Raw genomic sequence first — 26013 nt, 5'->3', positions numbered from 1 at the left:
CGAGCCGCATTGGCAGAATGGGCGCCATGACGCGCTCCGGTGACCTCCTGGGACCTGATCCGATTCTGCTGCCCGGCGACAGCGAGGCCGAGGCCGAGCTGCTCGCCGGCGAGAAGCCGGGGATCGTCGCCGCCGCTCATCCGTCGGCGTCGGTGGCGTGGGCCGCACTGGCCGAAGAGGCGCTGGCCGAAGACAGGGCGATCACCGCGTACGCCTATGCCCGGACCGGTTACCACCGGGGCCTGGACCAGCTCCGTCGCAACGGCTGGAAGGGTTTCGGCCCGGTGCCCTACGCACACGAGCCCAACCGTGGATTCCTGCGGTGTGTGGCGTCGCTGGCCCGTGCCGCGGACGCCATCGGGGAGACCGACGAGTACAACCGCTGCCTGGACCTGCTCGACGACTGCGACCCGGCGGCCCGCCAGGCCCTCGGGTTCTAGAACGTCTCCTCGCAGTGGCCGTCCGGGCAGTCGATCTGGACGGTGGCGTGGTCGAGGCCACGGGCTGACAGCAGCGCCCGTGCGTCGCTGAGCACCTGCGCCGAGTCGGCGGTGCTGGTCAGGTGCGCGGTCACCATGTCTTTGCCGGGTGAGAGCGTCCAGACGTGCAGGTCGTGCACGTCGGTCACGCCGTCCAGTCCGCCCAGGGCCGAACGCAGTTCGTCGACGTCGATGTGCGCCGGTGAGGACTCCGACAGGATCCGCAGAGCGGCCCGGGCCAGGGCGATGGCCCTGGGCAACACCCACAGCGCCACCAGCACCGCCACCACCACGTCGGCGTACGGCCAGTGCGTCGTCACGGTGACCACGCCGGCGATCAACACCCCGATGCTGCCGACCGTGTCGGCGACCACCTCCATGTAGGCGCCCTTGACCGCCAGGCTCGCCTCGGAGTGTGACCGCAACAGCATCGCCACTGCGAAGTTGGCGGCCACACCTGCCAGGGCCACCACGATCATCGGCAGGCCGGGCACCGACGGCTTGCTGCCGAGCCGCTCGATCGCCTCGAAGAGGATGAACACCGCAACACCCACCAGCAGCACGGCGTTGGCCACCGCGGTGAACACCTCGGCGCGATGCCAGCCGTAGGTGCGTGCCGCGGACGAGCTGCCGCGTCGGGCCAGGATGACGGCTACCAGCCCCATGAACACCGCGACGACGTCGGTGAGCATGTGGCCCGCGTCGGCCAGCAGGGCGATCGAGTTGATCAGCAACGCGGTGGTCAGTTCGATGACGAAGAAGGTCGCCAGGATGCCCGCGGCGGCGATCATCCGCGGGATCATGCGCTGCGAATCGGCCTCGGCGGGGGTGTGACTGTGTCCGGCGCCCATGGTTCAGTAATTTATGCGTAAATACGCATATATGGCAAGGCTGTGTTGTGCCGCGACGGCAGGGCTCAGCCCAGAGAGCTCCAGAACCGGGTCAGCGCACCACCGGCCATCGACAGCCGCGGCGGCACCCCGGACAGTTCGAAGAGCCAGTAGACGACTTCGAAAAACCACCGGTTCAGGCCGGGGGCCAGCAGCACGACCAGCAGGATGAACAGACCGAACTGCTTGGCCGGTGCGACCGCACGCTGGGTCTGCGGGCTCAGGTGCGGCTCCACCGCGTCATAGCCGTCCAGGCCCGGCACCGGCAACAGGTTCAGCACCACCGCGGTGACCTGCAAGAAGCCCAGGAACGCCAGTCCCGCCGCGAGCACCAGGTGCGCTGGGTCGTAGAAGATCCGGGTGGCGCTCAGCAGCAGCACCGCCAGGACCAGGTTCATCGCCGGCCCGGCCAGGCTCACCAGGGTGCGTCGCCCGGGCGTCATGAACGAGGTTTGCAGGTAGACCGCGGCACCGGGCAGGCCGATCCCGCCGAGCGCGATGAACACGATCGGCAGCACCAGCGACAGCCCAAGGTGGCTGTAGCGGCGCGGATCCAAGTTCAGGTAACCGCGTACCGCCGCGTCGTGGTCGCCGAAGCGCCAGGCGGTGTAGGCATGTCCGAATTCGTGCAGGCACAGCGACACCAGCCAGCCGGCGATGACGAAGATGAACACTCCGGCGTAGGCCAGCGGCCGCACCACCGATCCGGCCGACCAGGCCAGCGCCGCACCGACGCCCGTCAATCCGACCAGGCCGAGGAAGATCGGGCTGGGTCGCATCCCTGGGAAACTACTGCAACTACCGAACCAGCAGCCAACCCTCGACATGGCGGTAGAACGCCGAGCGGCGCACCGCTCGCGGCGCCGGGACCCCGTCGCGCACCAGCGCGGCGCCCGTCGTGCCCAGCTGGGCGGCGCGCCCGCTGACCCAACGGGCCCACCTCCCGGCGACGGCCGCCCGCAGGCCCGGCAGCGCCGGCGTCGGCTCGATCCACACCCCGGCCACGTCGCCGTCGAACAGCACTGTGTCGTCGACCACGGCCTCACCCCGGATCGCTGCCGCACCGTCGCTCGGCACCCACTCGGCCCGCCCGACCAGCACCGTCCCGGTCTCGTCCCGAATCAGGGGCACCCGGCCCGCGCTACCGCGCAACGCGCGCGCGACTGCCCGGCGCCCGGCCGGCAACCGGTAGATCCGGGTGGCGCGGGTGCGCCGTCGCGGCACGTAGGCCACCTCGACATCGAGTCGCTCGGCGCGCAGCAGCCGCGTCAGCATGGCCGCCAGATCGGCATCGGAACCCACCACAATCAGGCGGCGGCAGGCGCCGATCTCACCGCTTTCCTGCACTGGGAGACCCCGCAACCCACGCGGCAGGAGACCGGCGTCAGCCACCGACACCGCAACACCGGGCGCGTTTTGACCCGCATTCATGACACTCCTCGGGAACCGCTCGGTAGGGTAGGTCACCGGCTGGACCACAATAAGCGGCCCAACCTGCCAGACGAGTTGGGAGCACGTCATGCCGGCAATCGTCCTCATCGGCGCCCAGTGGGGTGACGAGGGCAAAGGTAAAGCAACTGATCTGCTCGGTGGACGAGTGCAGTGGGTGGTGCGCTACCAGGGCGGTAACAACGCCGGGCACACCGTGGTGTTGCCGACCGGCGAGAACTTCGCCCTGCACCTGATCCCGTCGGGTGTGCTCACCCCCGGCGTCACCAACGTCATCGGAAACGGTGTCGTGATCGACCCGGGGGTGCTGCTCGACGAGCTCAGGGGCTTAGAAGAGCGCGGCGTCGACACCTCGAAGCTGCTGATCTCCGCCGACGCGCACCTGCTGATGCCCTACCACGTGGCCATCGACAAGGTCACGGAGCGCTACATGGGCAGCAAGAAGATCGGCACCACCGGGCGCGGCATCGGTCCGTGCTACCAGGACAAGATCGCGCGCATGGGCATCCGGGCCGCCGACGTGCTGGACCACGCGCAGCTGCAGCACAAGATCGAGGCCGCCCTGGAACTGAAGAACCAGATCCTGGTCAAGATCTACAACCGCAAAGCCCTCGAGCCCGATCAGGTCCTCGAAGCGGTGCTGCATCAGGCCGAGGGGTTCCGGCACCGGATCGCCGACACCCGGCTGCTGCTGAACAACGCCCTGGACGCGGGGGAGACGGTGCTGCTGGAAGGTTCGCAAGGCACGCTGCTGGACGTCGACCACGGCACGTACCCGTACGTGACGTCGTCGAACCCGACGGCCGGGGGCGCGGCAGTGGGCTCGGGCATCGGACCGACCCGGATCGGCACGGTGCTGGGCATCCTGAAGGCCTACACCACCCGCGTGGGTTCCGGCCCGTTCCCGACTGAGCTGTTCGACGAGAACGGCGAGTACCTGTCCAAGACCGGCGGCGAATTCGGTGTCACCACCGGCCGCCGACGCCGTTGCGGCTGGTTCGACGCCGTCATCGCCCGCTACGCCACCCGCGTCAACGGCATCACCGACTACTTCCTGACCAAGCTCGACGTGCTGTCCAGCCTGGAGACGGTGCCGGTCTGCGTCGGTTATGAGATCGACGGCAAGCGCACGCCGGAGATGCCGATGACCCAGAGCGACCTGTGCCGCGCCACGCCGGTCTACGAGGAGCTGCCCGGGTGGTGGGAAGACATCTCCGCCGCGCGCGAGTTCGACGACCTGCCCGCGAAGGCCCGCGACTACGTATTGCGGCTGGAAGAGCTTGCCGGAGCTCATGTTTCGTGCATTGGAGTGGGCCCGGGCCGGGATCAGACCATCGTGCGGCGCGACATCCTGGCGGCCCCCGCGTGACGCACTACACGTCGCTCGGCGAGCAGGGTGATCCCCGCGACGAAGATCCCGAATACGAACACCACGGCGGCTTTCCGGAATACGGGCCCGCCAGTCCCGGGCCGGGGTTCGGCAAGTTCGTGGCGACCATGCGCAGGCTGCAGGACCTGGCCGTGTCCGCCGACCCGGGTGACGACGTATGGGACGAGGCGGCCGAGCGTGCCGTCGCCCTGATGGAACTGCTGCAGCCGTTCGAGGCCGACGCGGGCAAGTCTCCGGCCGGGCGCACCCCCGACCTGCCGGGCATGGGCAGCCTGCTGCTGCCGCCCTGGAAGCTCACCCGCTACGCGCCGGACGGTGTGGAGATGACCGGACATTTCACCCGGTTCCACGTCGGCGGCAACTGGGCGGTGCACGGGGGCGTGTTGCCGCTGCTGTTCGACCACACCTTCGGCATGGTCTCGCACGCCGCGGGACGGCCGATCAGCCGAACGGCTTTCCTGCACGTCGACTATCGCAAGGTGACGCCCATCGACGTTCCGCTGACCATCCGCGGGCGGGTGACCCGGATCGAGGGCCGCAAAGCGTTCGTGTCGGCGGAACTGGTCCAGATCTCGGACGGGGCCGCGGAGACGGTATTGGCCGAGGGTAACGGCCTGATGGTGCGATTGCTGCCCGGCCAGCCTTAACCCTGGTTGGGATTCGGCGGCACCACGATGATCGTCGCGCCCGGAATCGCCGCCAGCGTCGCCGCCAGATTGGCGACCACGCCCGGCGGTAGTCCCTGCGGCAATCCGGGAAACTGCGCTGCGGCCGCCGCGGCGGGGATGGCGGGGGTGTTGGCCGCCGGCCTGGTGGCGGCACTCCCGGGGGACCCGCCGGCAGCCGGTGCGGCCTGCGCCGGTGTCGCCGACGATCCGGCCCGAGCCGCCAGGCCCGCCACGCTGGTTCCTGCCAGACCTGCGGCCGCCATGCCCGTGTAGCCGCCGTCGTCGGCCGCGGCCACGTACATCGGGGTGCCGCTCGGGAACATCGCCGCGACCTGCCGCGCCGCCGGCGCCATGAACCAGCTCTGCGGCACCGACAGGCCGTTGAGGTTCGCGGAACTTCCGGAAAGGGCGGCGGCTTCGGCCCCCAGCGGCGCCGCCGCGAACCGCTCCGGAGAAAAAGCAGGCTCTGCGGTGGCGGTATAAGCCTCGTTCCCGAGGCCTTCTTCCGCCAGCTCGTTGCCCTGTTCGAGCTCCTCTTCTTCGATCTGGTCGCTGCGGACCTCTTCGCTGTACTGCCCCAGTGCGACGACCAGACTGGCACCCGCGAGGCCCGCGGTGGTCAGGACCAGCAGGTCGAGGTCCTGGAACGGGTTCGGCAGCGGGATCACGGGTGCGGCCGGCGCCGCCGCGGCGGCGCCTACGGGCTGCGCCAGGGCCGCGGTGCCGACGGGCTGCGCCAGGGCCGCTGCGGCGTCGACATCCTCGGCCACCGCGCCCTCGTTGGTGGTCACCGGCGGCAGGGTGAACGGCGCGAACTGGGAGGCGGCCTCCGAATTGCCGGCGTAGCCGTCCATCGCGACGACGTCCTGGGCCCACATCTCGCCGTAGTCCGCTTCGGCGCTCGCGATGGCGGGGGTGTTCTGCCCGAAGATGTTGGTCCGGGCCAGCGAGACGGTGGCGCTGCGGTTGGCCGCGATGGCTCCCGGCGGCACGATGGCCGCGTATGCCGCCTCGTAGGCGTTGGCGGCGCTGAGGGCCTGCGCCGCCGCATGCTCGGCTTGAGCTGCGGTCCCGCGCATCCACGCCACGTAGGGGGCCGCCGCCGCTGCCATCGTCAGCGACGAGGGACCCAGCCACTCCTGACTGGTGAGGCCGGCGAGTACCGAGGCGTAGGACTCGGCCGTCGAGTTCAGTTCCTCGGCAAGCCGTTCCCACGCCAGCGCCGCCTTCATCAATGGCGCCGACCCGGGGCCGGCATACATCCGGGCCGAATTGATTTCAGGAGGTAGCGCGCCGAATTGCATAGTCAGCACGCGCTACACCTCGTTCCTGAACAGGGCAGGGCGGCAGCACTCATCATCTCCGGCGGGGTCGTTACGACTGACATGCACACTCCTCTCCCCGAAACAGTTAATCGTTCACGCACAGTTACACACAAATTCAGGAAATGAGTCCCGGCGCGGCCTTCCCCGCGCCGCCGCACCTATCCTTGAGTGCGTGACTGACGGCGTGACCGAAGAACAACAGGGCACGACGACGTGGGCCGTCGACGAACCCGCCGAGGCCGAGTCCGAAACCGAAGTTGAAGCCGAAGCCGGCCCGCGGGTGATGCTGCTCGGGTCCGACGAGTCCGGGCAGGAGCTGGCGGTGGCCCTGCAGCGGCTGGGCTCCGAAGTGATCACCGCGGACGCCGATACCTTGACCGACGCCGAAGAGCTGACGGCTGTCGTGGCGGCACTGCAGCCGGACTTCGTGGTGACACTTCCGGGCGCCTTCCAGGGTCCGGCCGGGGCCGCCGCCGCGGTGGCAGTCCTCGACGATCTCGAAGCCCAGGAGTCCGCCGAATTGGTGCCGGGCGCCCGCGCCGTGCGGTTGACAGCAGACCAGGAGGGTCTGCGCCGGCTCGCCGCCGACGAGCTGGGCCTGCCCACCGCGCCGTTCTGGTTCGTCGACTCACTCGCCGAGCTCGAGGCGGTTGCCGCGCACGCCGGATATCCGCTGCTGGTGAAGGCCGTCGACGGGTCTGGCCGATCGGTGGTCCGGGGCGCCGAGGAAGTGGCGAAGGCATGGGAACTGGCCAGCCCGGGGGGTCGGGTGTGGGCCGAGACCGTAGTGGACGTCGAGTTTTTGGTCACGCTGATCGTGGTGCGCACCGAGGGCCCGTCCGGGCCGGTCATCGAGTTCTGCGCACCCATCGGTCACCACAGCGACGAGAACGGCGCGCTGGAATCGTGGCAGCCGCAGCACATGACCACCGCCGCCGTGGACGCGGCGAAGTCGATCGCCGCCCGCATCGTCAAGTCGCTGGGCGGACGCGGCGTCTTCAGCGTCGAACTGATGATCAACGGCGACGAGGTGTACTTCGCTGAGGTGACTGCCGGTCCGAGTGACAGTGCCTGGGTGACACTGCGTAGCCAGCGACTTTCCATCTTCGAGCTGCAGGCAAGGGCGGTTCTGGGAGTTGCTGTGGACACCATGATGGTCTCGCCCGGCGCCGCCCGGCTGATCGATCACGGGCCGCTGACGCCCGGCGTGGCGCCCAGCGGCGACGTGCTGGCCGCCGCCCTGGCGGTGCCCGAGAGCGACCTGCGAGTGTTCGGTTCGGTGACCGACGATCAACCTGCCTTGCAACCTGCCTCAGTGCCGGACAAGTGGGGCGTCACGCTGGCCACCGCGCCGGAGGTGACGGCCGCTCGCGATCGCGCCCGCGACGTGGCGAACCGCTTGGATGTGCGAGACTCACGCGGGTGAGTTACGCAGGAGACATCACGCCGCTGCAGGCGTGGAAATTGCTCAGCGACAATCCTCAGGCTGTGCTGGTGGATGTGCGCACCGACGCCGAGTGGCGCTTCGTCGGGGTTCCCGATCTGTCGAGTCTGGGCCGCGACGTGGTCTACGTCGAGTGGAACAAATCCAACGGTCAGCACAACAACAACTTCCTGGCCGAACTGCAGGACAAGATCCCGTCCGCCGGCGAGGGCGAACGCCCCGTGGTGTTCCTGTGTCGCTCGGGCAACCGTTCCATCGGGGCGGCCGAAGTTGCGACCGAGGCCGGTTTCACACCGTCCTATAACGTGCTGGACGGGTTCGAAGGTCAGCTCGACGCGCACGGCCACCGCGGTGAGACGGGCTGGCGCGCGGTCGGCCTGCCCTGGAAACAAGGTTAGTAACAGGGCTAGTAACAGGGTTAATCAGCGGCATGAAAGAACTCCCCGACGGCGTGAGCCAAGAGACCATCGGTGTGCGCGGCGGACTGACGCGCTCCGGGTTCGAAGAGACTTCCGAGGCGATCTTCCTGTCGTCCGGCTATGTCTATCCCTCCGCCGAGGTCGCCGAGCAGTCGTTCACCGGCGAGGTGGAGCACTACGTCTACTCCCGCTACGGCAACCCGACCGTGACGATGTTTCAGGAACGGCTGCGCCTGATCGAGGGTGCGCCGGCCGCGTTCGCGACGGCCAGCGGCATGGCCGCGGTGTTTGTCTCCCTCGGCGCGCTGCTGGGCGCCGGCGACCGACTGGTGGCGGCGCGCAGTCTGTTCGGCTCCTGCTTCGTGGTGTGCAACGAGATTCTGCCCCGGTGGGGTGTGGAGACCGTTTTCGTCGACGGCGACGACCTCGCCCAGTGGGAACAGGCGCTGTCGAAGCCAACCCAGGCAGTGTTCTTCGAGACGCCGTCCAATCCCATGCAGTCGCTCGTCGACATCGCGGCGGTCACTGAGCTGGCGCATGCTGCGGGTGCAAAAGTGGTGCTGGACAACGTTTTCGCGACGCCCCTGCTGCAGCAGGGTTTCCCGCTCGGGGTCGACGTGGTGGTGTATTCGGGCACTAAGCACATCGACGGTCAGGGCCGGGTGCTCGGCGGCGCCATTCTCGGCGACAAGGAGTACATCGACGGTCCGGTGCAGAAGCTGATGCGCCACACCGGTCCGGCGATGAGCGCATTCAATTCCTGGGTGATGCTCAAAGGCCTTGAAACACTTGCAGTTCGCGTCGAGTACAGCAACGCTTCAGCGCAGCGCATCGCGGAGTTCCTGGAAGGCCACCCCGCCGTGAATTGGGTGCGTTACCCCTTCCTGCCGTCGCACCCGCAGTACGACCTGGCCAAGCGTCAAATGTCCGGCGGTGGAACGGTTGTCACGTTCGAGCTGGCGGCCGCCAAAGACGCCGCGAAGCAGCGTGCGTTCGAGGTGCTGAACAAGTTGCGGCTGATCGATATCAGCAACAATCTCGGCGACACGAAATCGCTTGTCACACATCCGGCTACGACGACGCACCGCGCGATGGGGCCGGAGGGCCGCGCCGCCATCGGGCTCGGTGACGGCGTGGTCCGCATCTCGGTCGGCCTGGAAGGCACCGACGATCTGATCGCCGATATCGACCAGGCCCTGAGTTAGCCGGCTGCCCGCTGTTCGGCGGCTTCCGCGCGTTCGGCGGCGGCCAGCGTGCCTTCTTCCGCGTACTCCTTCACCCAGTTCACCGCGACTCGCGCGTAGATCATCTGACTGGTGATGGCCATCTGGCCGCGGGTGCGGCCCAAAAAGGCCAGGCCCCAGGAGAACATGGCGGCAATGCGGTTGCGGTGGCCGACCAGGTAGGCCAGGTGCAGCCCTAGCCAGGCCAGCCAGGCGAAGAATCCCGCGAACTCCACTTTGCCGATCTGCGTGACGGCGTTGTAGTGGGAGATCAGCGCCATACTGCCCTTGTTGAAGTACTGGAACGGCTCTCGCGCGGCCGGGTCGTCCTTGCCCTTGACGACGTTCTTGATGATGCCGGTAGCGTACTTCGCGCCCTGGATCGCGCCCTGGGCCATTCCGGGTACGCCGGGCACCGACATCAGATCGCCCACGACGAAGACGTTCGGGTGCCCCTTGACGGTGAGGTCGGGCTCCACGACAACCCTTCCGGCGCGGTCGGTTTCGGTCCCGTCGGACTGTTCGGCGATCATCTTGCCCAGCGAGCTGGCCTGCACGCCGGCCGCCCACACCTTGCAGGCGCATTCGATGCGGCGTTCGGTGCCGTCCTTCTCCTTGACCGTGATGCCCTTGTAGTCGACCGCGGTCACCATCGCGTTCAGCTGGACGTCGACGTCCATCTTCTCCAGCTTGTGCTGTGCCTTGAGGCCCAGCTTCGGACCCATCGGCGGCAACACGGCGGGTGCGGCGTCGAGCAGAATGACCCGGCACTCACTGGGTGTGATGGTGCGGAACGCTCCGGCCAGGGTGCGTTCGGCGAGCTGGACGATCTCACCGGCGAGTTCGACGCCGGTGGGTCCGGCCCCGACCACGACGAACGTCAGCCGGCGCTCGCGCTCGGCGGGGTCGGTGGCGACTTCGGCGGCTTCGAAAGCGCCGAGGATGCGGCCGCGTAGTTCCAGCGCGTCGTCGATGGTCTTCATGCCCGGGGCGAAGGTGGCGAAGTGGTCGTTGCCGAAGTAGGACTGCTGAGCGCCGGCGGCCACGATCAGGCTGTCGTAGTGCGTGACCGTCTCCATGTTGATCAGCTTCGACGTGACGGTCTGGGATGCGAGGTCGATCCCGCTCACCTCACCCAGGATCACCCGCACATTCTTCTGCTTGCGCAGGATCAGCCGGGTGGTCGGGGCGATGTCGCCTTCGGACAAGATGCCGGTCGCCACCTGGTACAGCAGCGGCTGGAACAGGTGGGTGGTCGTCTTCGAGATCAGCGTGATGTCGACGTTGGCCCGCTTGAGCGACTTGGCCGCATTCAGGCCGCCGAAGCCGCTTCCGATGATGACGACGTGATGGCGTTTCTCGGCAGTCGAGGCTTCGGCGGGTGGGGGCGTCATGGTCCTCCTTCAGTCGGGTCACTGCAGCGCATCTACCGTACGACTCAACCAGCCGAAAGTCGCCCGACATCTGCAGATCGACGTAGCGTTTAGCGGGCGCCCCGCGCGTGAACACCCTCGAGGCGTGACCCCCGAGAAAGAAGGAGATTCTCAATGAAGTTGTCAAGCCGCCGCAGCGCTAGGTGCGGTGGGTTGATATGGCTTGTGGTCGCGCAGCATTGCCCACAGGACGTTGAGGCGTCGTCGGGCAAGGGCAAGCACGGCTTGGGTGTGGCGTTTTCCCTCGGCGCGTTTGCGGTTGTAGTAAGTCCGCGATGCCGGGTCGGTGCGGATGGCGATGTGGGCAGCCAGGTAGCAGGCCCGCAGCAGACGTCGGTTGTAGCGGCGGGGGCGTTTGAGGTTGCCGCTGATGCGTCCGGAGTCGCGCGGGACTGGGGCCAGCCCCGCGACGCCGGCCAGGCGGTCGGGGTTAGCAAAAGCGCTCATGTCCCCGCCGGTGGCGGCCAGGAACTCGGCACCAAGGGTGACGCCGAAGCCGGGCAAACTCAGGATGATTTCGGCGTGGCGGTGGCGGCGAAATCGCTCCTCGATCATCGCTTCGGTGTCGCCGATTTCGGTGTCGAGGGCCATCACCTCCTCGGCCAGCCGGGCCACCAAGGCCGCGGCCACTTGCTGTCCGGGTACGACGGTGCGTTGGGCGTTAGCCGCCTCCATAGCGGCAGCGGCAATGGCATCGGCGTTGCGGGCCTTGCGCTTACGCAGCCAGAGCGCGAGCCGGGCGGCACCGGCGCGACGCAGCCCGTCGGGTGTTTGATACCCAGTGAGCAGGGTCAGCGCGGCCTTGCTGGCGCTGTAGTCGAAGGCACGCTCGAGGGCAGGGAAATATTCGAGCAGCTGGGCGCGCAACCGGTTGAGCGCCCGGGTGCGATCGGCCACCAAATCGGTGCGCCTGGCCGTGAGGATCCGCAAGTCCACAGCGATGTCGTCCCCGGCTCGCAGCGGTTGCAGGTCGCGGCGCATCCGCGCCTGATCGGCGATCACGGCGGCGTCTTTAGCGTCGGTTTTCCCTTCCCCGCGGTAACCGCCCGAGGCATGGTGCACGGTGCGCCCCGGAATATAGAGCAGCCGTTGCTCGGCGGCGATCAGCAAGGTGATCAGCAATGCCGCCCCACCGGCATTCAAATCGATCGCCCAGGTCAGCTCACCACCATCAGCCAGCGTCTGGACCGCGCCGATCAGATCCAGCAGCGCGGATTCGTCATTGGCCACCCGCCGCGACAGCAGCCGCTTCCCGTCGGCATCGATGACCACGCAATAGTGGTCCGATTTCCCACCATCAACCCCAGCCCACAACGGTTGTGCCACAACCACCTCCCTGCTCGCTATCGGTCCGACCAACCCAGCAGACGACCACGCCGTCACGTCCTTACACAGCGATCAAATCGCATCTCTCAATTAGCGGTCGAGTCGTCGCGGGACAACAGGCGGCCAATCTCCTTCGGCCATCAACGATGGCGACCACATGAAAGCCATACCCGCTGCCCCTGGGCGATTCGAAGCCTACGGCCGACGGCAACGAACACCCTGCAAGAAAGGTAAGGAACACCCTGCAAGAAAGGTAAGGAATCTTCATGGCACTCGACGACGACGACATCACCACCTCTGGCGGCGGCGGCGAAGGTACGGCCGACGGCGGCTCCAACCCCGAAGGCCACGACGGCGGAGCCGACGGCACCGCGAGCGAAAGCTCGGGGGGCGAAGGTACCGCCGACGGTGGCTCCAACCCCGAAGGCCACGACGGGGGAGCCGACGGGACTGCGTGACCGCCGCTAGATGTTGAATCGCTGCATCGGCACCGATGCTGGGTTGTTCGCAACCCAGCATTGGGGCCGTAGGCCGCTGCTCAGCCGCACCGACTCGCTGCCCCGCGACTTCAGTGATCTGCTGTCGCCGTCCGCGGTCGACGAGCTGATCAGCCGGCGTGGGGTACGCACGCCATTTCTGCGCATGGCCAAAACCGGCGACGTACTGGCCCGGGACTGCTACACCGGCCCGGCCGGCTTCGGCGCTGAGATGCCCGATCAGGTGGATTCGGCCAAGGTGCTGGCCGAGTTCGCCGCCGGCGCGACGATCGTCCTGCAGGGACTACACCGGTTGTGGCCGCCCATGATCGACTTCGTCCGGTCCATGGTCGACGACCTCGGCCATCCCGTGCAGGCCAACGCCTACGTGACCCCGCCGGGCAGCCGCGGGTTCGACCCGCACTACGACGTGCACGACGTGTTCATCCTGCAAGCGGCGGGCGAGAAACACTGGACCGTCCACGCGCCCGTGCATGAGCACCCACTGCCGTCGCAACCGTGGACACAGCATCGCGAGGCCATCGCCGCACGCGTTGATGACGAGCCGGTCATCGACACCGTGCTGTCAGCCGGCGATGCGCTGTACCTGCCCCGTGGTTGGGTGCACTCCGCCCGTTCGCAGGAGGCCACGTCGATCCACCTGACCATCGGGGTGTCCGCGATGACGAACCTCGACGTGGTGCGTGCGGTGGTGGACACTCTCGCCTCCGATGTCGAGTTCAGAAGCCCGCTGGCGATGGGCATCGATGCTACGAACCGCGACGAAATGGCCGCCACCGCAAGCAAGATCATGGCCCGGCTGGTCGGCGTCATGCGTGATCGGGCCGATGATCTCAGCGACGCTGCGGCCGCGCGGCTGTCCGACCGGCACGCCGAGAGCACCAGACCCGCCCCGGTCCAGGTGCTTGCCTCCCTGGACGCGGCCGAACGCGCCGGCGCGACAGCCGTTCGATGGCGCCACGGACTGATCGGCACCCGGCAGATCCAAGACGGCCGGGTAGTCCTGCGATTGCCGGACCGGACCATGACGTTCCCCGACTCGTGCGCGCCCGCGATCGAGGCGCTGCACCGCGGGCTCGTCGCGGACGCCGACACCCTGCCCGGCCTGGATCGCGCCGACTCGACGGTGCTGATCCGCCGGTTGCTGCGCGAGGCAGTGGTGGTGCCGGTCGGACCAGAGCAGGGATGAACGCGCCGCGGCGCACTCCGTGCAGCGATCAATCTCTGAGCCGGGATGACCCGCTGTATGGCACCGCATCGGCCGGTCATTCCTGGGTGATGCTCGAATTGTGTGGCGGCTGGGGACAATCGGCGTTCCTGAACTCACCGTCGATCATCGACCGCGAACTCGGGCGCGCGATTTGTCGCCGGATCGAGGCGGCACGGATGCGTGTCACCGCGATACGTCGCCCCGGGCGTCGTCCCGCGACACCGCGGTGGCGATGGTTCATCGCTCACTGTGACGAGGGCAGCGAGGCGCTGTACCACGGCGAGGTCGACGGGCCCCGTGACTATCTGGACATCGCGCTGGACGGCTCTGACGGTGAGCGGGTGGCCGGGCCGCTGGTCGCGGTGTGTGCGCATGGCAAGCACGACCAGTGCTGCGCGGTGCGGGGCCGCTCAGCGGCGGCCGCCATCGCAGCGCAGTATCCCGAATTCGTCTGGGAATGCTCGCATTTGGGCGGTGACCGATTCGCGGCGACGATGCTGGTACTGCCCGAGGGACTGTGCTACGGACGGGTCGATTCCACCGACGCCGCCGGCCTGGTGCGGTTGTATCTCGACGGGCGACTGGACCACCGGTACCTGCGAGGGCGTACCTGCCTGCCGCATGCCGTCCAGGCTGCCCAGCACTTCGCTCGTGAAGCGCTGGGGGACAACCGGATCAGCATCTTCTCCCCGCTCAGCGTCGAGCACCGGCCGGACGGCATTCACGTGGTGCTCGCGGCCGAACCGGGTCCCGTGGAGGTCGTCCTGGTCGAGCGGATGTCCGAGCCGCTGTTCTCCATGTGTCGCGCGTCAGTTGCCGGTCCGGTGCGCACGTATGCGTTGGCTTCGGTGACGTCGTCCTGAGCCGTTGGGGCAAGCGGGGTTTCGGCCCGCGAACTGCGCCCCTATCAGTCCCCGCCGCGGTTATCCACAAGATGCAGCCCTGCCAGAAAGTTCGAGTCAGTAGATTCTGCTACTATCGAACACGTGTTCGAATCATCCAGTGGCGGCGCTCCCTCCGGGGAGACACCGGGTCCCCGGTCGCCGACGGTGGGGGAGTGGGATGCCCGCTGGCGCGAGTCGGTGGTGCGTCGTCAGGTGTTGGCCGTGGCGACTGAGGAGTCGGTGGGCTGGATGGCGCGGATCGGTGCCGCGGCGCGCTGGGTCAATCAGGGTGCGGCCGCGGAGTTGGTGGCGATTGGGGAGTTGTTCGCCTACCGGCTGGCCCGGGGTGGGGAGCGGGAGGACTGGGCGATCGACACCACCAAGGCGGTGGCTGGGGAGGTGGCCGCGGGGTTGAAGATCAGTCAGGGCCGTGCGGAGACCAAGGTGCGTTATGCCCGGGCGATGCGTGAGCGGCTACCGCAGGTGGGCGCGGTGTTGTGTGCCGGGGACATCGATCTGGAGGCGTTCTCGACGATTGTGTTCCGTACCGATCTGATCGAGGACCCGCAGGTGCTGGCGGCGGTGGACGCCGCGATCGCCGCGCGGGTGACGCGCTGGCCGTCGTTGAGCCGGGGGCGGCTGGCTAAGAAGGTCGATGCGATCGTGGCCCGCGCCGATGTGGATGCGCTGCGCCGCCGTAAAGAGGCGCAGGCTGATCGGGAGGTGTGGATCGGTCCGGCGGCCGACGGGATCTGCCCGATCGAGGGCCGGTTGCGCAGTACCGACGCCCGGGCCGTGGAGGCGCGGCTGACGGCGTTGGCGGCCACGGTGTGCCCGCATGATCCGCGCACCACCGCCCAGCGCCGCGCTGATGCGTTGGGGGCGCTGGCCGCTGCGGCGACCCGGCTGGGCTGTGAATGCGGCCGTCCCGATTGCACCGCCGCCGCCAGAAAGCCCGCCGGCCCGGTGGTGATTCAGGTGATCGCCGAACAAGCCACCCTCAACGGGCACGCCGACAACCCCGCCTACCTACTGGGCGGGCAGGACCTCATCACCGCTGAGGTGTTGGCCGAGTTGGCGCTGAGCGCCAAACAGGTGCCGTTGATCCATCCCGGCTACGCCGCCCCTGAACCCCACTACACCCCGTCTGCAGGGTTGGCCGATTTCGTGCGGGCCCGGGATCTGACGTGCCGCTGGCCCGGCTGTGAGGTACCGGCCACCGGCTGCGATCTGGATAGAGAGGATGAGGTGTCACTCGCGGTGGCGGTCTGACTCTGACCTCGATTGGCGCCGGTTGGTTGTCCTTGTGTGGATCTGTCGGCCCTGCCGCGGGTGACGCCTTGACGTCACCGACGCGACGGCTGTGACTTCATAGGAGCTTGCGCCACAAGCTGCCCATCTCTGTCCTGTCCAACCGCCGACGCCGGTGGCGCCACCCATCCACCGGAATTGATGACGGCAGGTACAAGCATGACAAGCGAAGCAGGGTCTCGTCACATCGTCGCTGGAGTCGACACCCACAAACTGATCCATTGTGCCGCGGTGCTCGACGCGATCACCGGAAAACTGTTGGCAACTCAGGAGTTTGCAGCTACGCGAGCCGGATATCGGCAGTTGCTGGCCTGGTCGTGCTCGTTTGGACTTGTGGTTAAGGTCGGGGTAGAGGGCACGGGTTCCTACGGCGCGGGCCTCAAGCGCTATTTGCAGTCGCAGGCGGTGACCGTGATCGAGGTGTCGCGGCCCAACCGCCAAGACCGGCGCCGGCAAGGCAAATCTGACCCGATTGATGCGATCAATGCTGCACGAGCGGTGTTAAGCGAGGTGGCCAGCACCACACCTAAGGCCCGCGACGGTTACGTCGAGGCTGTGCGCCAGATCCGGGCGACCCGGCGCAGTGCGGTGAAAGCACGCAAGGCCGCCTTGCATCAGATTCATGGCTTGCTGTGGTGTGCACCTGAAGAGCTGCGCGACAAGTTGGCGGACTATGACCGTGCCGCCCTGGTGACGCGTTGTGCCCGGCTGCGCGTCCCCAGCACCGCCTCCTTCACCGATCCCGTCGTCGGTGCCCGCCGCATGCTGCGCCGGCTGGCCAAGCGCATCAAGTTGCTCGATGAAGAGATCGCCGAAGCCAACGCCGAACTCAACGCCATCTTGACCGACCACGCCCCTAACCTGATGGCCGTCTACGGCGTCGGTACCGAAGCCGCGGGACAAATCCTGACCACCGCCGGGGAGAACATCGACCGGCTCAAATCAGAGGCATCCCTAGCGCGACTGTGCGGTGTTGCCCCTATTCCCGCCAGTAGCGGCAACACCACCCGTCACCGCCTGCACCGCGGCGGAGACCGCAACGCCAACAGCACGGTCCACCTGATTGTCATCGCCCGACTGCGTTGGCACGAACCCTCCAAGCGTTATATGCAGCGCAGGATCCAGGAGGGAAAGACTAAAAAAGACGTGATCCGCTGCCTCAAACGGGCTGTAATCCGCGAGCTCTACCGCGCACTTCAAGCTGATCTACGCCGACCAACAGGCACCCTTGACGCTGCATAGGAGCATCCACACCATCCCCTACGCCCAGGGCGGGCCCACCCATGCCGGCAACCTCAAGTGCTACTGCCGCGCGCACCATTTGATGAAAACGTTCTGGGGCTGGACCGAGCAGCAACTCGCCGACGGCACCCTGATCCTGACCTCCCCGGGCGGGGACACCCACGTCACCACCCCCGGTAGCGCGCTGCTGTTTCCCAGCCTGTGCCACGCCGTGGGCGGCATGCCCGCCCCCGAAGCCCACACCCCACCACAGGACTACTGCGCCGAGCGCACCGCGATGATGCCCACCCGCCGCCGCACCCGCACCCAAGACCGCGCCGCCCGCGTCGCCGCCGAACGCCGCGCCAACCGCCAGGCCCGCATCACCGCCACCGGACCACCCGACGACGAACCCCCACCGTTCTAGGTGGGCCAGGCGCTCGCGTTGCTCCGGAAGTTCGCATTCGGAGGATTGCAGAAGTCCGAGTTGGTTCCGGCCAGCAGGACGAAATAACCCTCGCCCTTGTGGGTGAAACTGTATGGCGGGTAACTCCATCCGCTGTTGCACATCGAGGTCGGCGTGCCCATCGTCGCCCGGCGCCAGCTGGACTTCGCGCATGCCGTGAGCGCATCGACATCCGAAACGCCGCTCTTGGGGATCACCAGCATCCCGCCGCCCCACTGCCCGTCGGCCCGCCGATAGGCGCGCGCTCCGAAGCCGGCTCCGTTCGTTTGGCAACCCAGTGCCCGTTGCAGGGGCTGGAAAACGGTCGCGAGGTCACGGTTCGTCAGGCCGGCGGCGGCATTGATGAACTGCGCCGCATCGGACCCGTCGACCTCCTGCACGTTGGGGTCGTGGAAGGTGAACAGCTGCTGCGAGATTGCACTCGCGTTACCACCGCCGCCGATGACGGGTCCGCTGCCGGTCGAAGTCATCGGCGGCAGCCCGCCGGCGGGGTCGGCGGCTGCCGTCGGCGCAAGCCCCAGCCACAACGCGGCGATCAGGGCAAGGCGTGCAACAACTCTCATCGGCTACCTCCCGGGTGGCATGGGTGGGGCGTCGTTGGGCGCCAGCTCGGCGCCGATCTTGCGGAACAGGATGTCGGCCTCATTGGTGTAGTTGCCCTGTTCGTCGAATGCTTCGGGCGCGTAGGTGACCGCGACGGCGATCGCCACCTTCTGCGACGGCAGGTACGCCTCCACGGCGGCCTCGCCGGCGAACATGGGGTTCTGCAACAACCAGTTGCCGGAGATCACGATCCCGAGACCATAGGTGTATCCATCACTTTGATCGAAGCACGTAGGGCAACCCGGCTGGGGTCGCGTCTTGCCGCGCAGCTCTGTCGACACCATCTTCTTGTACGACTCGGCAGACAGCAACCGGCCCGACCCGACGCCCGCCGCGGTGGCCTCCATGTCGTAGATGTTGGTGGTCTGGATCGCGCCGTGGGTGATGGTCCAGGACGGGTTCCAGAACGTCGACTCCTCGTAGAACGGCACACCCGCCGGTATCTTCAGAGATTCCCGCCGCTCGGAGCTGAACGCGTGCAGAACCGGATCCGGAATGGCGGGAGTATCCGAGTTGGCAGTCTCCGTAAGGCCCAGCGGACCAAGCACTTTGGACTGTAACAGCGACGGCATGTCGTGACCGGTCGCCTTTTCCAGCGCCATCCCCAGCAGCACGTAGTTGGTGTGCGAGTAGTTCCAGTTGGTTCCCGGCTCGTAGAGCAGTGGCCGCGAAGAGATCTGCGCAAGAATGTCCGCAGTGGTCCACTGCCGGAACGGATTCGCGTAGAGAGCGGTATTGAAGGCGTCGTTGCCGATCACATAGTCGGGATAACCCGAGGTCATTTGCGCCAGCTGGCCCAGCGTGACACGGTCGGCGTGCGGGAAGTCGGGCAGCCACTTGGACAACTTGTCCCCCAGGCTCACCTTCTTCTCGTCAACGAGCTTCAACAGCAACGTCGCCACATACGAAATCGCCACTGCACCATTGCGAAAGTGCATATTTGCACCGGCAGGCACCCCGGTCATCGACTCGCCGGCGGCACCCGTCACCACCTCCCGGCCGTTGGCCGTCACCCGCACGATCACCGCGCGCAGGTGCGCCTGCCCCATGAACTCGCGGACAATCCGCATCACCGCATCGGCCTTGGCCGCGGTAGCCCCCGGCGGTGCCGGGGGCACGACGCGGGGCACCGCGCACCCGGCCAGCAACACCAGGGCGGCGGCGACCCCGAGGCGTCGCATCAGTCGCATCAGCGGAAGGCGCTGATGCCGGTGATCGCCTGGCCGAGGACCAGTTGATGCATTTCGGGGGTGCCCTCATACGTCAGCACCGATTCCAGGTTGACCATGTGCCGGATCACCGGGTACTCCAGTGATATCCCGTTGCCGCCCAATATGGTTCGTGCGGTGCGGCAGATCTCGATCGCCTCCCGGGTGTTGTTGAGCTTGCCGAAGCTCACCTGGTCGGGCCGCAGGCCGACGCTGTCCTTGAGCCGGCCCAGGTGCAGCGACAACAACTGGCCTTTATGCAGTTCGACCGCCATGTCGACCAACTTGGCCTGGGTCAGCTGGAACGCCGCGATCGGGCGACCGAACTGGGTGCGCTCGGTCGCGTACTCCAGTGCGGACTGCCAGGCTGAACGCGCCGCGCCCATGGACCCCCAGACGATGCCGTAACGCGCCTCCGACAGGCACGCCAGTGGCCCTTTGAGTCCCACCACGCCGGGCAACATCGCCTCGTCGGGCAACCGGACGTCGTCGAGCACCAACTCACTGGTGATCGACGCGCGCAGCGACAGCTTGTGGTGAATGGTATTGGCGGAGAACCCCGGTGTGTCGGTCGGGACGATGAACCCGCGGACCCCCTCGTCGGTGGCGGCCCACACCACCGCAACGTCGGCGATCGAGCCGTTGGTGATCCACATCTTGCGCCCGTTGAGTACCCAGTCCGAACCGTCGCGCTTCGCGCGTGTTTTCATCGCCGCCGGGTCTGACCCCGCATCGGGCTCGGTCAATCCGAAGCACCCGATCAGCTCACCGGCCGCCATACCGGGCAGCCACTGCTGCTTCTGTTCCTCCGAGCCGTTGTTCCAGATCGCGAACATCGCCAGCGACCCCTGCACCGACACCAGCGACCGGACCCCGGAGTCGGCGGCCTCCAGCTCCAGACAGGCCAGGCCGTAGTGCACCGCGGAGGCGCCGCCGCAACCGTAGCCCTCCAGGTGCATGCCCAGCAGTCCCAGCTCGCCGAACTGCTTGGCCAGTTCGCGGGCCACTGGCAGGTCGCCGTCCTCGAACCACTGACCGACGTGAGGGATCACTTGTTCTGCGCAGAACGCCCGCACCGTGTCACGCACGGCGATCTCGTCACTGGACAGCGAGGCGTCCAGACCCAGCGGGTCAAAGGCGTCGAAAGCGGGGGGCTTCCGGTCATGGGTATCGGTGCTCATGGTTCAATCCTGCCCCCGCCCGGTAGTCTCGCTGCATGCAACCGCGGCGGGGGCTGGCGTGGCTCGGTATGGACGTGGCGGCCGTGCTCGTTTTCTGTGCTCTCGGGCGCCGCAGCCATGACGAAGGCGTCAATGTCGGGGGGCTGGCGACCACGGCCTGGCCGTTTCTGAGTGGGACGGCCCTGGGCTGGCTGCTGTCCCGCGGGTGGCGCCGGCCGACGGCGGTGGCGCCCACCGGGGTGATCGTCTGGATCTCGACGGTGGTGGTTGGCATGCTGCTGCGTAAAGCCAGCTCAGCCAGTGTCGCGGGGGCTTTCGTGGTGGTCGCCTCGACAGTGACCGCCGTGTTCCTGCTCGGCTGGCGGGCCATCGTTCTACTCGCCGCACGGCGTCGCTCGGACGGCTGAGCCGGGCTAGATGGTACGCACCGACGGCGATAGCTGGGACCCGGCGACCGGTGTCGGGATGACGGCGACGTTCGGTGCGGTCGCCCGGGCGGTGGGAACCAACAAGGGCCTGATCAACGATCCGTTCGCCGAGGCGCTGGTGCGCGCCGCGGGGGTCGAGTACTTCATCCGGTTGATCGAGGACGAGCAATACGCCACCGACGGCGGCGGCGACCCCGTCATGTACGGGATGCTCAACATCCTTGCCCTGCACGGCCGGTTCCTCGACGAGTATCTGACCAGGGCCGCGCGGGCGGGAATCCGGCAAGCGGTCAATCTGGGCTGCGGGCTGGACACCAGGGCATACCGCTTGTGGTGGCCGCCTGGGACCACGGTGTACGAGTGTGACCAGCCGGGAGTGATGGATTTCAAGGCGCAGGTGCTGCGGGACCTGGGTGGCAAGCTGACCGCGCATCGCTGCGCGGTGGGAGTGGACTTGCGCGACGATTGGCTGACGGCGCTGCAGCGGGTCGGATTCGACCCCGGCCAACCGACGGTCTGGATTGCCGAGAACCTGTTGATCGGATACCTGCCGCCGGATGCGCAGGATCGGCTGCTGCATCAGGTCAGCGCGTCCAGCGCGGCCGGCAGCTGGTTTGCCGCCGACCACATGCCCTGGACCGACGTGCAGCTGCAGGAGGGCCGCGCGTTCATCGAGGGTTGGCGCCAGGAGGGCCTGGACATCGACCTGGGCAAACTGACCTACTCCGCCGAATTCGGTTCTCTCCCAGAGAACCTCGAGGCGCACGGGTGGCAGACCAGCGAACGCACGTTGATCGAGTTGTTGTCCACCGCCGGCCTGGCGGGGCGCCGGCGGGTCAGCCGGCACGATCTGGCGATCACCCCCCGCTACGTCACCGCGACGCTGGCCGGCCGGTGACCGGGCTGCGCTTCGTACCGGCCAGCCTGGACGATCCGCTCGCCCAGCCGCTGTTGGCCGAGCTAGCCGACGAGTACGCGCAGCGGTACGGCGCGGATCCGCAACGGATCGCCGAATGGCTTGTGGACGGCCCGGAAAGCGAGTTCTCACCTCCACACGGCGGGATGCTGATCGGCCTGGTTGACGGGCAACCGGTTACCGGGGGCGCCTTCTGCCGGTTCGACGCCGAGACCGCGGAACTCAAAAGGGTCTGGACGCACCACGATCACCGCCGCCGCGGTTACGCCCGGGCACTGCTGGCCGCGCTGGAATCGGAGATCGCCTCGCGCGGTTACACCAGGGTGTACCTCATCACCGGCGACCGTCAGCCTGAGGCCGAGGAGCTGTACGAAGCGACCGGGTACACGCGGTTGTCCGAGCCGCTGCCGTCGCACGGTCCGGTGTTTCCCATCGCATTCCTGAAGGTGCTCGCATGACGTTTCATCTCGGCGTCGCGCTGGACGGCTACGGCTGGCACACGCAGGCCTGGGCGCTGACGAGCGAAACCCGCTCGGTGCTCAGCGGCGGATACTGGGCCGATCTCGCGGTCACCGCCGAACGCGGCCTGCTCGACTTCCTCACCATCGACGACTCGCTCATGCCGCAGCCCGGTCGCCGCGAGCGCATCGACCCGCAACGGCTGGCCGGGCGTGCGGACGCCGTGCTGACCGCCGCGCGCGTCGCGCCCGCCACCCGGCACATCGGGCTGATCCCGGTGGCGACCGTCACCCACACCGAGCCGTTTCACGTCTCCAAAGCCATTGCGACCCTTGACTATGTCTCGCACGGACGGGCCGGCTGGCAGCCGCGGGTCAGCGTCACCACGCACGAGGCGGCGCTGTTCGGCAGGCGGACCGTGCGGCCGGAGGACCTGTTCCCCGAAGCCCGGGACTATGTCGAGGTGGTGCGCAGGTTGTGGGACAGCTGGGAGGACGACGCGGTGATCCGCGACGTCGCCGGCGGCCGCTACATCGATCGGGACAAGCTGCACTACATCGATTTCGCCGGGCCGTTCTTCTCGGTCAAGGGACCGTCGATCACGCCCCGGCCCCCGCAGGGCCAGCCGGTGATCGCCGTCCTCGCCCATGCCACACCCGTTTACGAATTCGCGGCCGATGCCGCCGACGTCGTCTTCGTCACGCCCACTGACACGTCGCTGCAAAGCCTCGTGACGGAAGTCCGCGACGTCGGAGAGCGACTGAAAATCTTTGCCGACATTGTGGTTTCGTTCCACGGCGAAACCGACTTCCGGTCCGACACACTGGTCTGGGGCGGCACCGCGGCAGAATTGGCGGACATGGTGACGGGCTGGCGGGACGAGGGCGTGGACGGGGTCCGGCTCCGTCCCGCCGTGCACGCCACCGACCTCCCGGTGATCGTGGACGAGGTGGTGCCCCGCTTGCAGCGCGCCGGCGTATTTCGCACCGAGTACCGCGACGGCGAGACGCTGCGCGAGCGACTCGGGCTGCCGGTGGCGGTCAACCGGTATTCGGCGGTGCGCCCATGATTCCGTTGTCGATCCTTGACCTGGCGCCGATCAGCTCCGGCAGCACCGTGACCGCCGCTCTGCACAACACCATCGACCTGGCGCAGCACGCCGAGCGGTGGGGCTACCGGCGCTACTGGATCGCCGAACATCACTTCGTCGGAGTCGCCAGCTCGTCGCCCGCCGTGCTGATCGGTCAAATCGCGGCCGCCACCAACAAGATCCGGGTCGGAGCGGCAGCGGTGCAACTGGGCTACACGACCGCCGTCGCGGTCGTCGAGAACTTCGGCATGCTCGAGGCCTTCTACCCGGGGCGCATCGACCTCGGCGTCGGGCGGTCCGGGCAGCGTCGTTCCCAGGAAAGCGCACCGAAGAAGCCACGCGAGCCACGGCCACCGCGCGTCTGGCATGAAGTCGACGGTGTGGTGATTCCGACACCGTTCGACCTGCGGGGGATGCTCGATCTCGAACGGCTGGCGGCCACCATGAAGATCCTGCAGCAGCCCGAGGCGATATCCCCGGACTTCGCCGAGCAGGTGGACGACATTCTGGCCCTGCTGGACGGCAGCTACCGGGTCGACGGATTCGACGTGCATGCGGTGCCGGGTGAGGGAAGCTCGTTGCGGCCGTGGATATTCGGCAGCACCAGGGGGCAGAGCGCCCGGGTCGCCGGCGCACTGGGACTGCCGTTCGTGGCGAGCTATCACATCACGCCGGCCACTGCGCTGGAAGCCATCGAGGCCTACCGCGACACCTTCGTGCCGTCGCCGGCGCTGACGGAGCCGTACGTGGTGGTGTCGGCGGACGTCGTTGTGGCCGACGACACCGAGACCGCGCAACGCCTGGCCGCCGGCTACGGCCAGTGGGTCTATTCGATCCGGACCGGCGTGGGTGCCATGCCCTACCCGGCGCCGGAGGATTGCGGGCCACTCACCGACGAGCAGTACGAGCTGGTAAAGGACCGTCTCGCAACACGATTCGTCGGTAACCCGGACGAGGTGGCCGAACGGTTGCAGGCGCTGGCACGGGTCACCGGGGCCGATGAGCTCGTCGTCACCTCCGTCACCCACCGCCACGAGGACCGGCTGCGGTCGCACGAGCTGATCGCCGGTAGCTGGGCATGACCCCATGACCCGCAAGCCGATTCATCTCGCGGCCCACTTCCCGGGCGTCAACAACACCACGGTGTGGAGCGACCCGACCGCGGGCAGCCAGATCGCGTTCGAATCGTTCGTGCACCTGGCTCGCACGGCCGAACGCGGATTGTTCGACTTCTTCTTTCTGGCCGAAGGATTGCGGCTGCGCGAGCACCGCGGCCGAATCCACGACCTGGACGTGGTGGGGCGTCCGGACACCTTCACCGTGCTGGCGGCGCTGGCCGGTGTGACCGACCGCATCGGCCTCACCGGCACCATCAACACCACCTTCAACGAACCCTTCGAAGTGGCAAGGCAATTCGCGACGCTTGATCACCTGTCGGACGGCCGTGCCGGCTGGAACATCGTCACCTCGTCGGATGCCTTCACCGGTGCGAACTTTCGCCGGGGTGGCTACCTCGCGCACGCCGAACGCTATCGGCGCGCCGAGGAGTTCGTCACCGTGGCCCGCAAGTTCTGGGACAGCTGGGCGCCCGATGCCGTGGTGCGCAAGGACGGTGTCTACGTCGACCCCGCGGGAATCCGCCGCGTCGACTACACCGGTTCGCAGTTCGACGTGACGGGTTTCGCCACGCTGCCGGCCGGCCCGCAGGGCCATCCGATCCTGCTGCAGGCGGGCGATTCCGACGAGGGCCGCTCGTTCGGCGCCCGGTATGCCGACGCCCTGTTCACCCTGCACGGTTCCCTCGAAGACGGCCGGCGCTACTACGCCGACGTCAAGGGGCGGGCCCGGGCGTTCGGCCGGGATCCCGATCAGCTCAAGGTCTTTCCGGCGGCCACTTTCGTCATCGGGGACACCACCGAGGAAGCCCGGGACAGGGCTCGCCACATCCGCCGCCAGCAGGTCAGCGGGGCGACCGCCATCGGCATGCTCGAACAGGTATGGGGCCGCGAGCTTTCCGGCTATGACCCGGACGGTCCGCTGCCCGACGTCGAGCCGGTTGTCGACAGCGATATCACCCAGGGGCGGGTGCGCCACGGCGACCCGGTCGCGGTGGCGCGGCGCTGGCGGGAGCGGGCCCAGGCGGAGAACCTGTCGATCCGCGAGCTGGTGATCGCCTTGACCAGCCGAGAGCAGTTCGTCGGCACCCCCGCCCACATCGCCGACGAGATCGACCGCTACGTGCAAGCCGACGCCTGCGACGGCTTCATCCTGGTGCCGCACCTGACACCGCACGGCCTCGACGAGTTCGTCGACCGGGTGGTTCCGTTGCTGCAGGAGCGGGGCGCGTTCCGGCGCGAGTATCCAGGTGCGACGCTGCGGGAAAACCTGGGGCTGAGCCGGCCGTAGCCGACCCGCGCGGCGTGCGTTGCCGCGCAGAGCATTCCGAGCCCGAGAAATAGTGCATACAGCAATAGTTGCGTCAGGATATTATTT

At 67.7% G+C, this 26013-nt stretch carries 25 protein-coding genes and 2 pseudogenes; 18 read left to right on the top strand and 9 right to left on the bottom strand.

Annotated elements, in window-relative coordinates; genetic code table 11:
• Positions 1–26: 26 nt before the first annotated feature.
• Positions 27–440 (top strand): DUF3151 domain-containing protein, encoded by a 414-nt coding sequence (locus QXK92_RS16120; RefSeq protein ID WP_306242793.1) that lies wholly within the window; start codon positions 27–29, stop codon positions 438–440.
• Here the strand turns inward: QXK92_RS16120 and QXK92_RS16115 are convergent.
• From QXK92_RS16115 to QXK92_RS16105, 3 genes are all read right to left on the bottom strand, one after another.
• Complete coding sequence (locus tag QXK92_RS16115; RefSeq protein WP_306242791.1) at positions 437–1330, bottom strand: cation diffusion facilitator family transporter; 894 nt, start codon at positions 1328–1330, stop codon at positions 437–439. The two genes, QXK92_RS16120 and QXK92_RS16115, sit on opposite strands and share 4 nt — an antisense overlap.
• A 65-nt stretch (positions 1331–1395) precedes the next feature.
• The gene (locus tag QXK92_RS16110; RefSeq protein WP_306242789.1) at positions 1396–2148 is read right to left on the bottom strand and encodes a site-2 protease family protein; all 753 of its coding nucleotides are present in this window, start codon (positions 2146–2148) and stop codon (positions 1396–1398) included.
• Between the two features lie 19 nt (positions 2149–2167).
• Positions 2168–2800, bottom strand: a complete 633-nt coding sequence (locus QXK92_RS16105; RefSeq protein ID WP_306242787.1) for a peptidase M50 — start codon at positions 2798–2800, stop codon at positions 2168–2170.
• An 88-nt stretch (positions 2801–2888) separates the two neighbouring features.
• Between QXK92_RS16105 and QXK92_RS16100 the strand changes: the two genes are divergently transcribed.
• Together QXK92_RS16100 and QXK92_RS16095 are read left to right on the top strand one after the other, a co-directional pair.
• Positions 2889–4187 carry an adenylosuccinate synthase gene (locus tag QXK92_RS16100; protein ID WP_306242785.1) on the top strand — a complete coding sequence of 433 codons (1299 nt, stop codon included), beginning with the start codon at positions 2889–2891 and terminating at the stop codon, positions 4185–4187.
• Positions 4184–4855: a PaaI family thioesterase gene (locus QXK92_RS16095; protein ID WP_306242783.1), complete on the top strand. Its 672-nt coding sequence runs from the start codon at positions 4184–4186 to the stop codon at positions 4853–4855. Before QXK92_RS16100 ends, QXK92_RS16095 begins: the two co-directional genes overlap by 4 nt.
• Here QXK92_RS16095 and QXK92_RS16090 read toward each other — a convergent pair.
• Complete coding sequence (locus QXK92_RS16090; protein ID WP_306244474.1) at positions 4852–6180, bottom strand: PPE family protein; 1329 nt, start codon at positions 6178–6180, stop codon at positions 4852–4854. The genes QXK92_RS16095 and QXK92_RS16090 overlap by 4 nt on opposite strands.
• 193 nt (positions 6181–6373) lie before the next feature.
• Between QXK92_RS16090 and purT the strand changes: the two genes are divergently transcribed.
• Genes purT through QXK92_RS16075 form a run of 3 tightly spaced genes read left to right on the top strand, consistent with a single transcriptional unit; the run spans position 6374 to position 9269 of the window.
• Positions 6374–7627, top strand: coding sequence for a formate-dependent phosphoribosylglycinamide formyltransferase (purT, locus tag QXK92_RS16085; RefSeq protein ID WP_306242781.1), 1254 nt, complete (start codon positions 6374–6376; stop codon positions 7625–7627).
• Positions 7624–8043 carry a rhodanese-like domain-containing protein gene (locus tag QXK92_RS16080; RefSeq protein WP_306242779.1) on the top strand — a complete coding sequence of 140 codons (420 nt, stop codon included), beginning with the start codon at positions 7624–7626 and terminating at the stop codon, positions 8041–8043. The genes purT and QXK92_RS16080 overlap by 4 nt, the downstream gene beginning before the upstream one ends.
• Positions 8044–8075: 32 nt before the next feature.
• Positions 8076–9269 carry an O-succinylhomoserine sulfhydrylase gene (locus QXK92_RS16075; protein ID WP_306242778.1) on the top strand — a complete coding sequence of 398 codons (1194 nt, stop codon included), beginning with the start codon at positions 8076–8078 and terminating at the stop codon, positions 9267–9269.
• Here the strand turns inward: QXK92_RS16075 and QXK92_RS16070 are convergent.
• A complete protein-coding gene (locus QXK92_RS16070; protein ID WP_306242777.1) occupies positions 9266–10681 on the bottom strand; it encodes an NAD(P)/FAD-dependent oxidoreductase in 1416 nt (471 codons plus the stop codon). The two genes, QXK92_RS16075 and QXK92_RS16070, sit on opposite strands and share 4 nt — an antisense overlap.
• A 162-nt stretch (positions 10682–10843) precedes the next feature.
• The gene (locus QXK92_RS16065; RefSeq protein ID WP_371934179.1) at positions 10844–12052 is read right to left on the bottom strand and encodes an IS110 family transposase; all 1209 of its coding nucleotides are present in this window, start codon (positions 12050–12052) and stop codon (positions 10844–10846) included.
• A 260-nt stretch (positions 12053–12312) separates the two neighbouring features.
• Between QXK92_RS16065 and QXK92_RS16060 the strand changes: the two genes are divergently transcribed.
• The 6 genes and pseudogenes from QXK92_RS16060 to QXK92_RS16035 all read left to right on the top strand — a co-directional run.
• Positions 12313–12504, top strand: coding sequence for a hypothetical protein (locus tag QXK92_RS16060; protein WP_306242776.1), 192 nt, complete (start codon positions 12313–12315; stop codon positions 12502–12504).
• A gap of 10 nt (positions 12505–12514) precedes the next feature.
• Positions 12515–13732 (top strand): cupin domain-containing protein, encoded by a 1218-nt coding sequence (locus tag QXK92_RS16055; RefSeq protein WP_306242775.1) that lies wholly within the window; start codon positions 12515–12517, stop codon positions 13730–13732.
• Positions 13729–14616: a sucrase ferredoxin gene (locus QXK92_RS16050; RefSeq protein ID WP_306242774.1), complete on the top strand. Its 888-nt coding sequence runs from the start codon at positions 13729–13731 to the stop codon at positions 14614–14616. Before QXK92_RS16055 ends, QXK92_RS16050 begins: the two co-directional genes overlap by 4 nt.
• Before the next feature lie 219 nt (positions 14617–14835).
• Positions 14836–15873: pseudogene (locus QXK92_RS16045) on the top strand (13E12 repeat family protein); the annotation flags it as partial.
• Between the two features lie 234 nt (positions 15874–16107).
• Positions 16108–17190, top strand: a complete 1083-nt coding sequence (locus tag QXK92_RS16040) for an IS110 family transposase (RefSeq protein WP_306242773.1) — start codon at positions 16108–16110, stop codon at positions 17188–17190.
• 7 nt (positions 17191–17197) lie between these two features.
• A pseudogene (locus tag QXK92_RS16035) lies at positions 17198–17596 on the top strand (HNH endonuclease signature motif containing protein); the annotation flags it as partial.
• On the opposite strand, the gene QXK92_RS16030 reads toward QXK92_RS16035, so the two are convergent.
• From QXK92_RS16030 to QXK92_RS16020, 3 genes are read right to left on the bottom strand one after another with little or no spacing between them, the layout of a single operon-like run.
• A complete protein-coding gene (locus QXK92_RS16030; protein ID WP_306242772.1) occupies positions 17593–18198 on the bottom strand; it encodes a hypothetical protein in 606 nt (201 codons plus the stop codon). The pseudogene QXK92_RS16035 and the gene QXK92_RS16030 overlap by 4 nt on opposite strands.
• A 3-nt stretch (positions 18199–18201) precedes the next feature.
• A complete protein-coding gene (locus QXK92_RS16025) occupies positions 18202–19428 on the bottom strand; it encodes a serine hydrolase domain-containing protein (protein ID WP_306242771.1) in 1227 nt (408 codons plus the stop codon).
• Positions 19428–20627 (bottom strand): acyl-CoA dehydrogenase, encoded by a 1200-nt coding sequence (locus QXK92_RS16020; protein ID WP_306242770.1) that lies wholly within the window; start codon positions 20625–20627, stop codon positions 19428–19430. The genes QXK92_RS16025 and QXK92_RS16020 overlap by 1 nt, the downstream gene beginning before the upstream one ends.
• A gap of 35 nt (positions 20628–20662) precedes the next feature.
• Here QXK92_RS16020 and QXK92_RS16015 point away from each other — a divergent pair, with 35 nt between their 5' ends.
• Genes QXK92_RS16015 through QXK92_RS15990 form a run of 6 tightly spaced genes read left to right on the top strand, consistent with a single transcriptional unit; the run spans position 20663 to position 25926 of the window.
• Positions 20663–21034, top strand: coding sequence for a DUF3054 domain-containing protein (locus QXK92_RS16015; protein ID WP_306242769.1), 372 nt, complete (start codon positions 20663–20665; stop codon positions 21032–21034).
• A gap of 10 nt (positions 21035–21044) precedes the next feature.
• The gene (locus QXK92_RS16010) at positions 21045–21953 is read left to right on the top strand and encodes a class I SAM-dependent methyltransferase (RefSeq protein WP_306242768.1); all 909 of its coding nucleotides are present in this window, start codon (positions 21045–21047) and stop codon (positions 21951–21953) included.
• Positions 21950–22429: a GNAT family N-acetyltransferase gene (locus QXK92_RS16005; RefSeq protein ID WP_306242767.1), complete on the top strand. Its 480-nt coding sequence runs from the start codon at positions 21950–21952 to the stop codon at positions 22427–22429. Before QXK92_RS16010 ends, QXK92_RS16005 begins: the two co-directional genes overlap by 4 nt.
• The gene (locus QXK92_RS16000; protein WP_306242766.1) at positions 22426–23499 is read left to right on the top strand and encodes an LLM class flavin-dependent oxidoreductase; all 1074 of its coding nucleotides are present in this window, start codon (positions 22426–22428) and stop codon (positions 23497–23499) included. Before QXK92_RS16005 ends, QXK92_RS16000 begins: the two co-directional genes overlap by 4 nt.
• The gene (locus tag QXK92_RS15995) at positions 23496–24602 is read left to right on the top strand and encodes an LLM class flavin-dependent oxidoreductase (protein WP_306242765.1); all 1107 of its coding nucleotides are present in this window, start codon (positions 23496–23498) and stop codon (positions 24600–24602) included. Before QXK92_RS16000 ends, QXK92_RS15995 begins: the two co-directional genes overlap by 4 nt.
• Before the next feature lie 4 nt (positions 24603–24606).
• Complete coding sequence (locus QXK92_RS15990) at positions 24607–25926, top strand: NtaA/DmoA family FMN-dependent monooxygenase (RefSeq protein WP_306242764.1); 1320 nt, start codon at positions 24607–24609, stop codon at positions 25924–25926.
• Positions 25927–26013 lie beyond the last annotated feature (87 nt).

The sequence above is a fragment of the Mycobacterium sp. TY815 genome (assembly GCF_030755135.1).
In the GTDB taxonomy this organism is placed as follows: Bacteria; Actinomycetota; Actinomycetes; order Mycobacteriales; family Mycobacteriaceae; genus Mycobacterium.
This window is presented reverse-complemented; position numbering and strand designations above follow the sequence as displayed.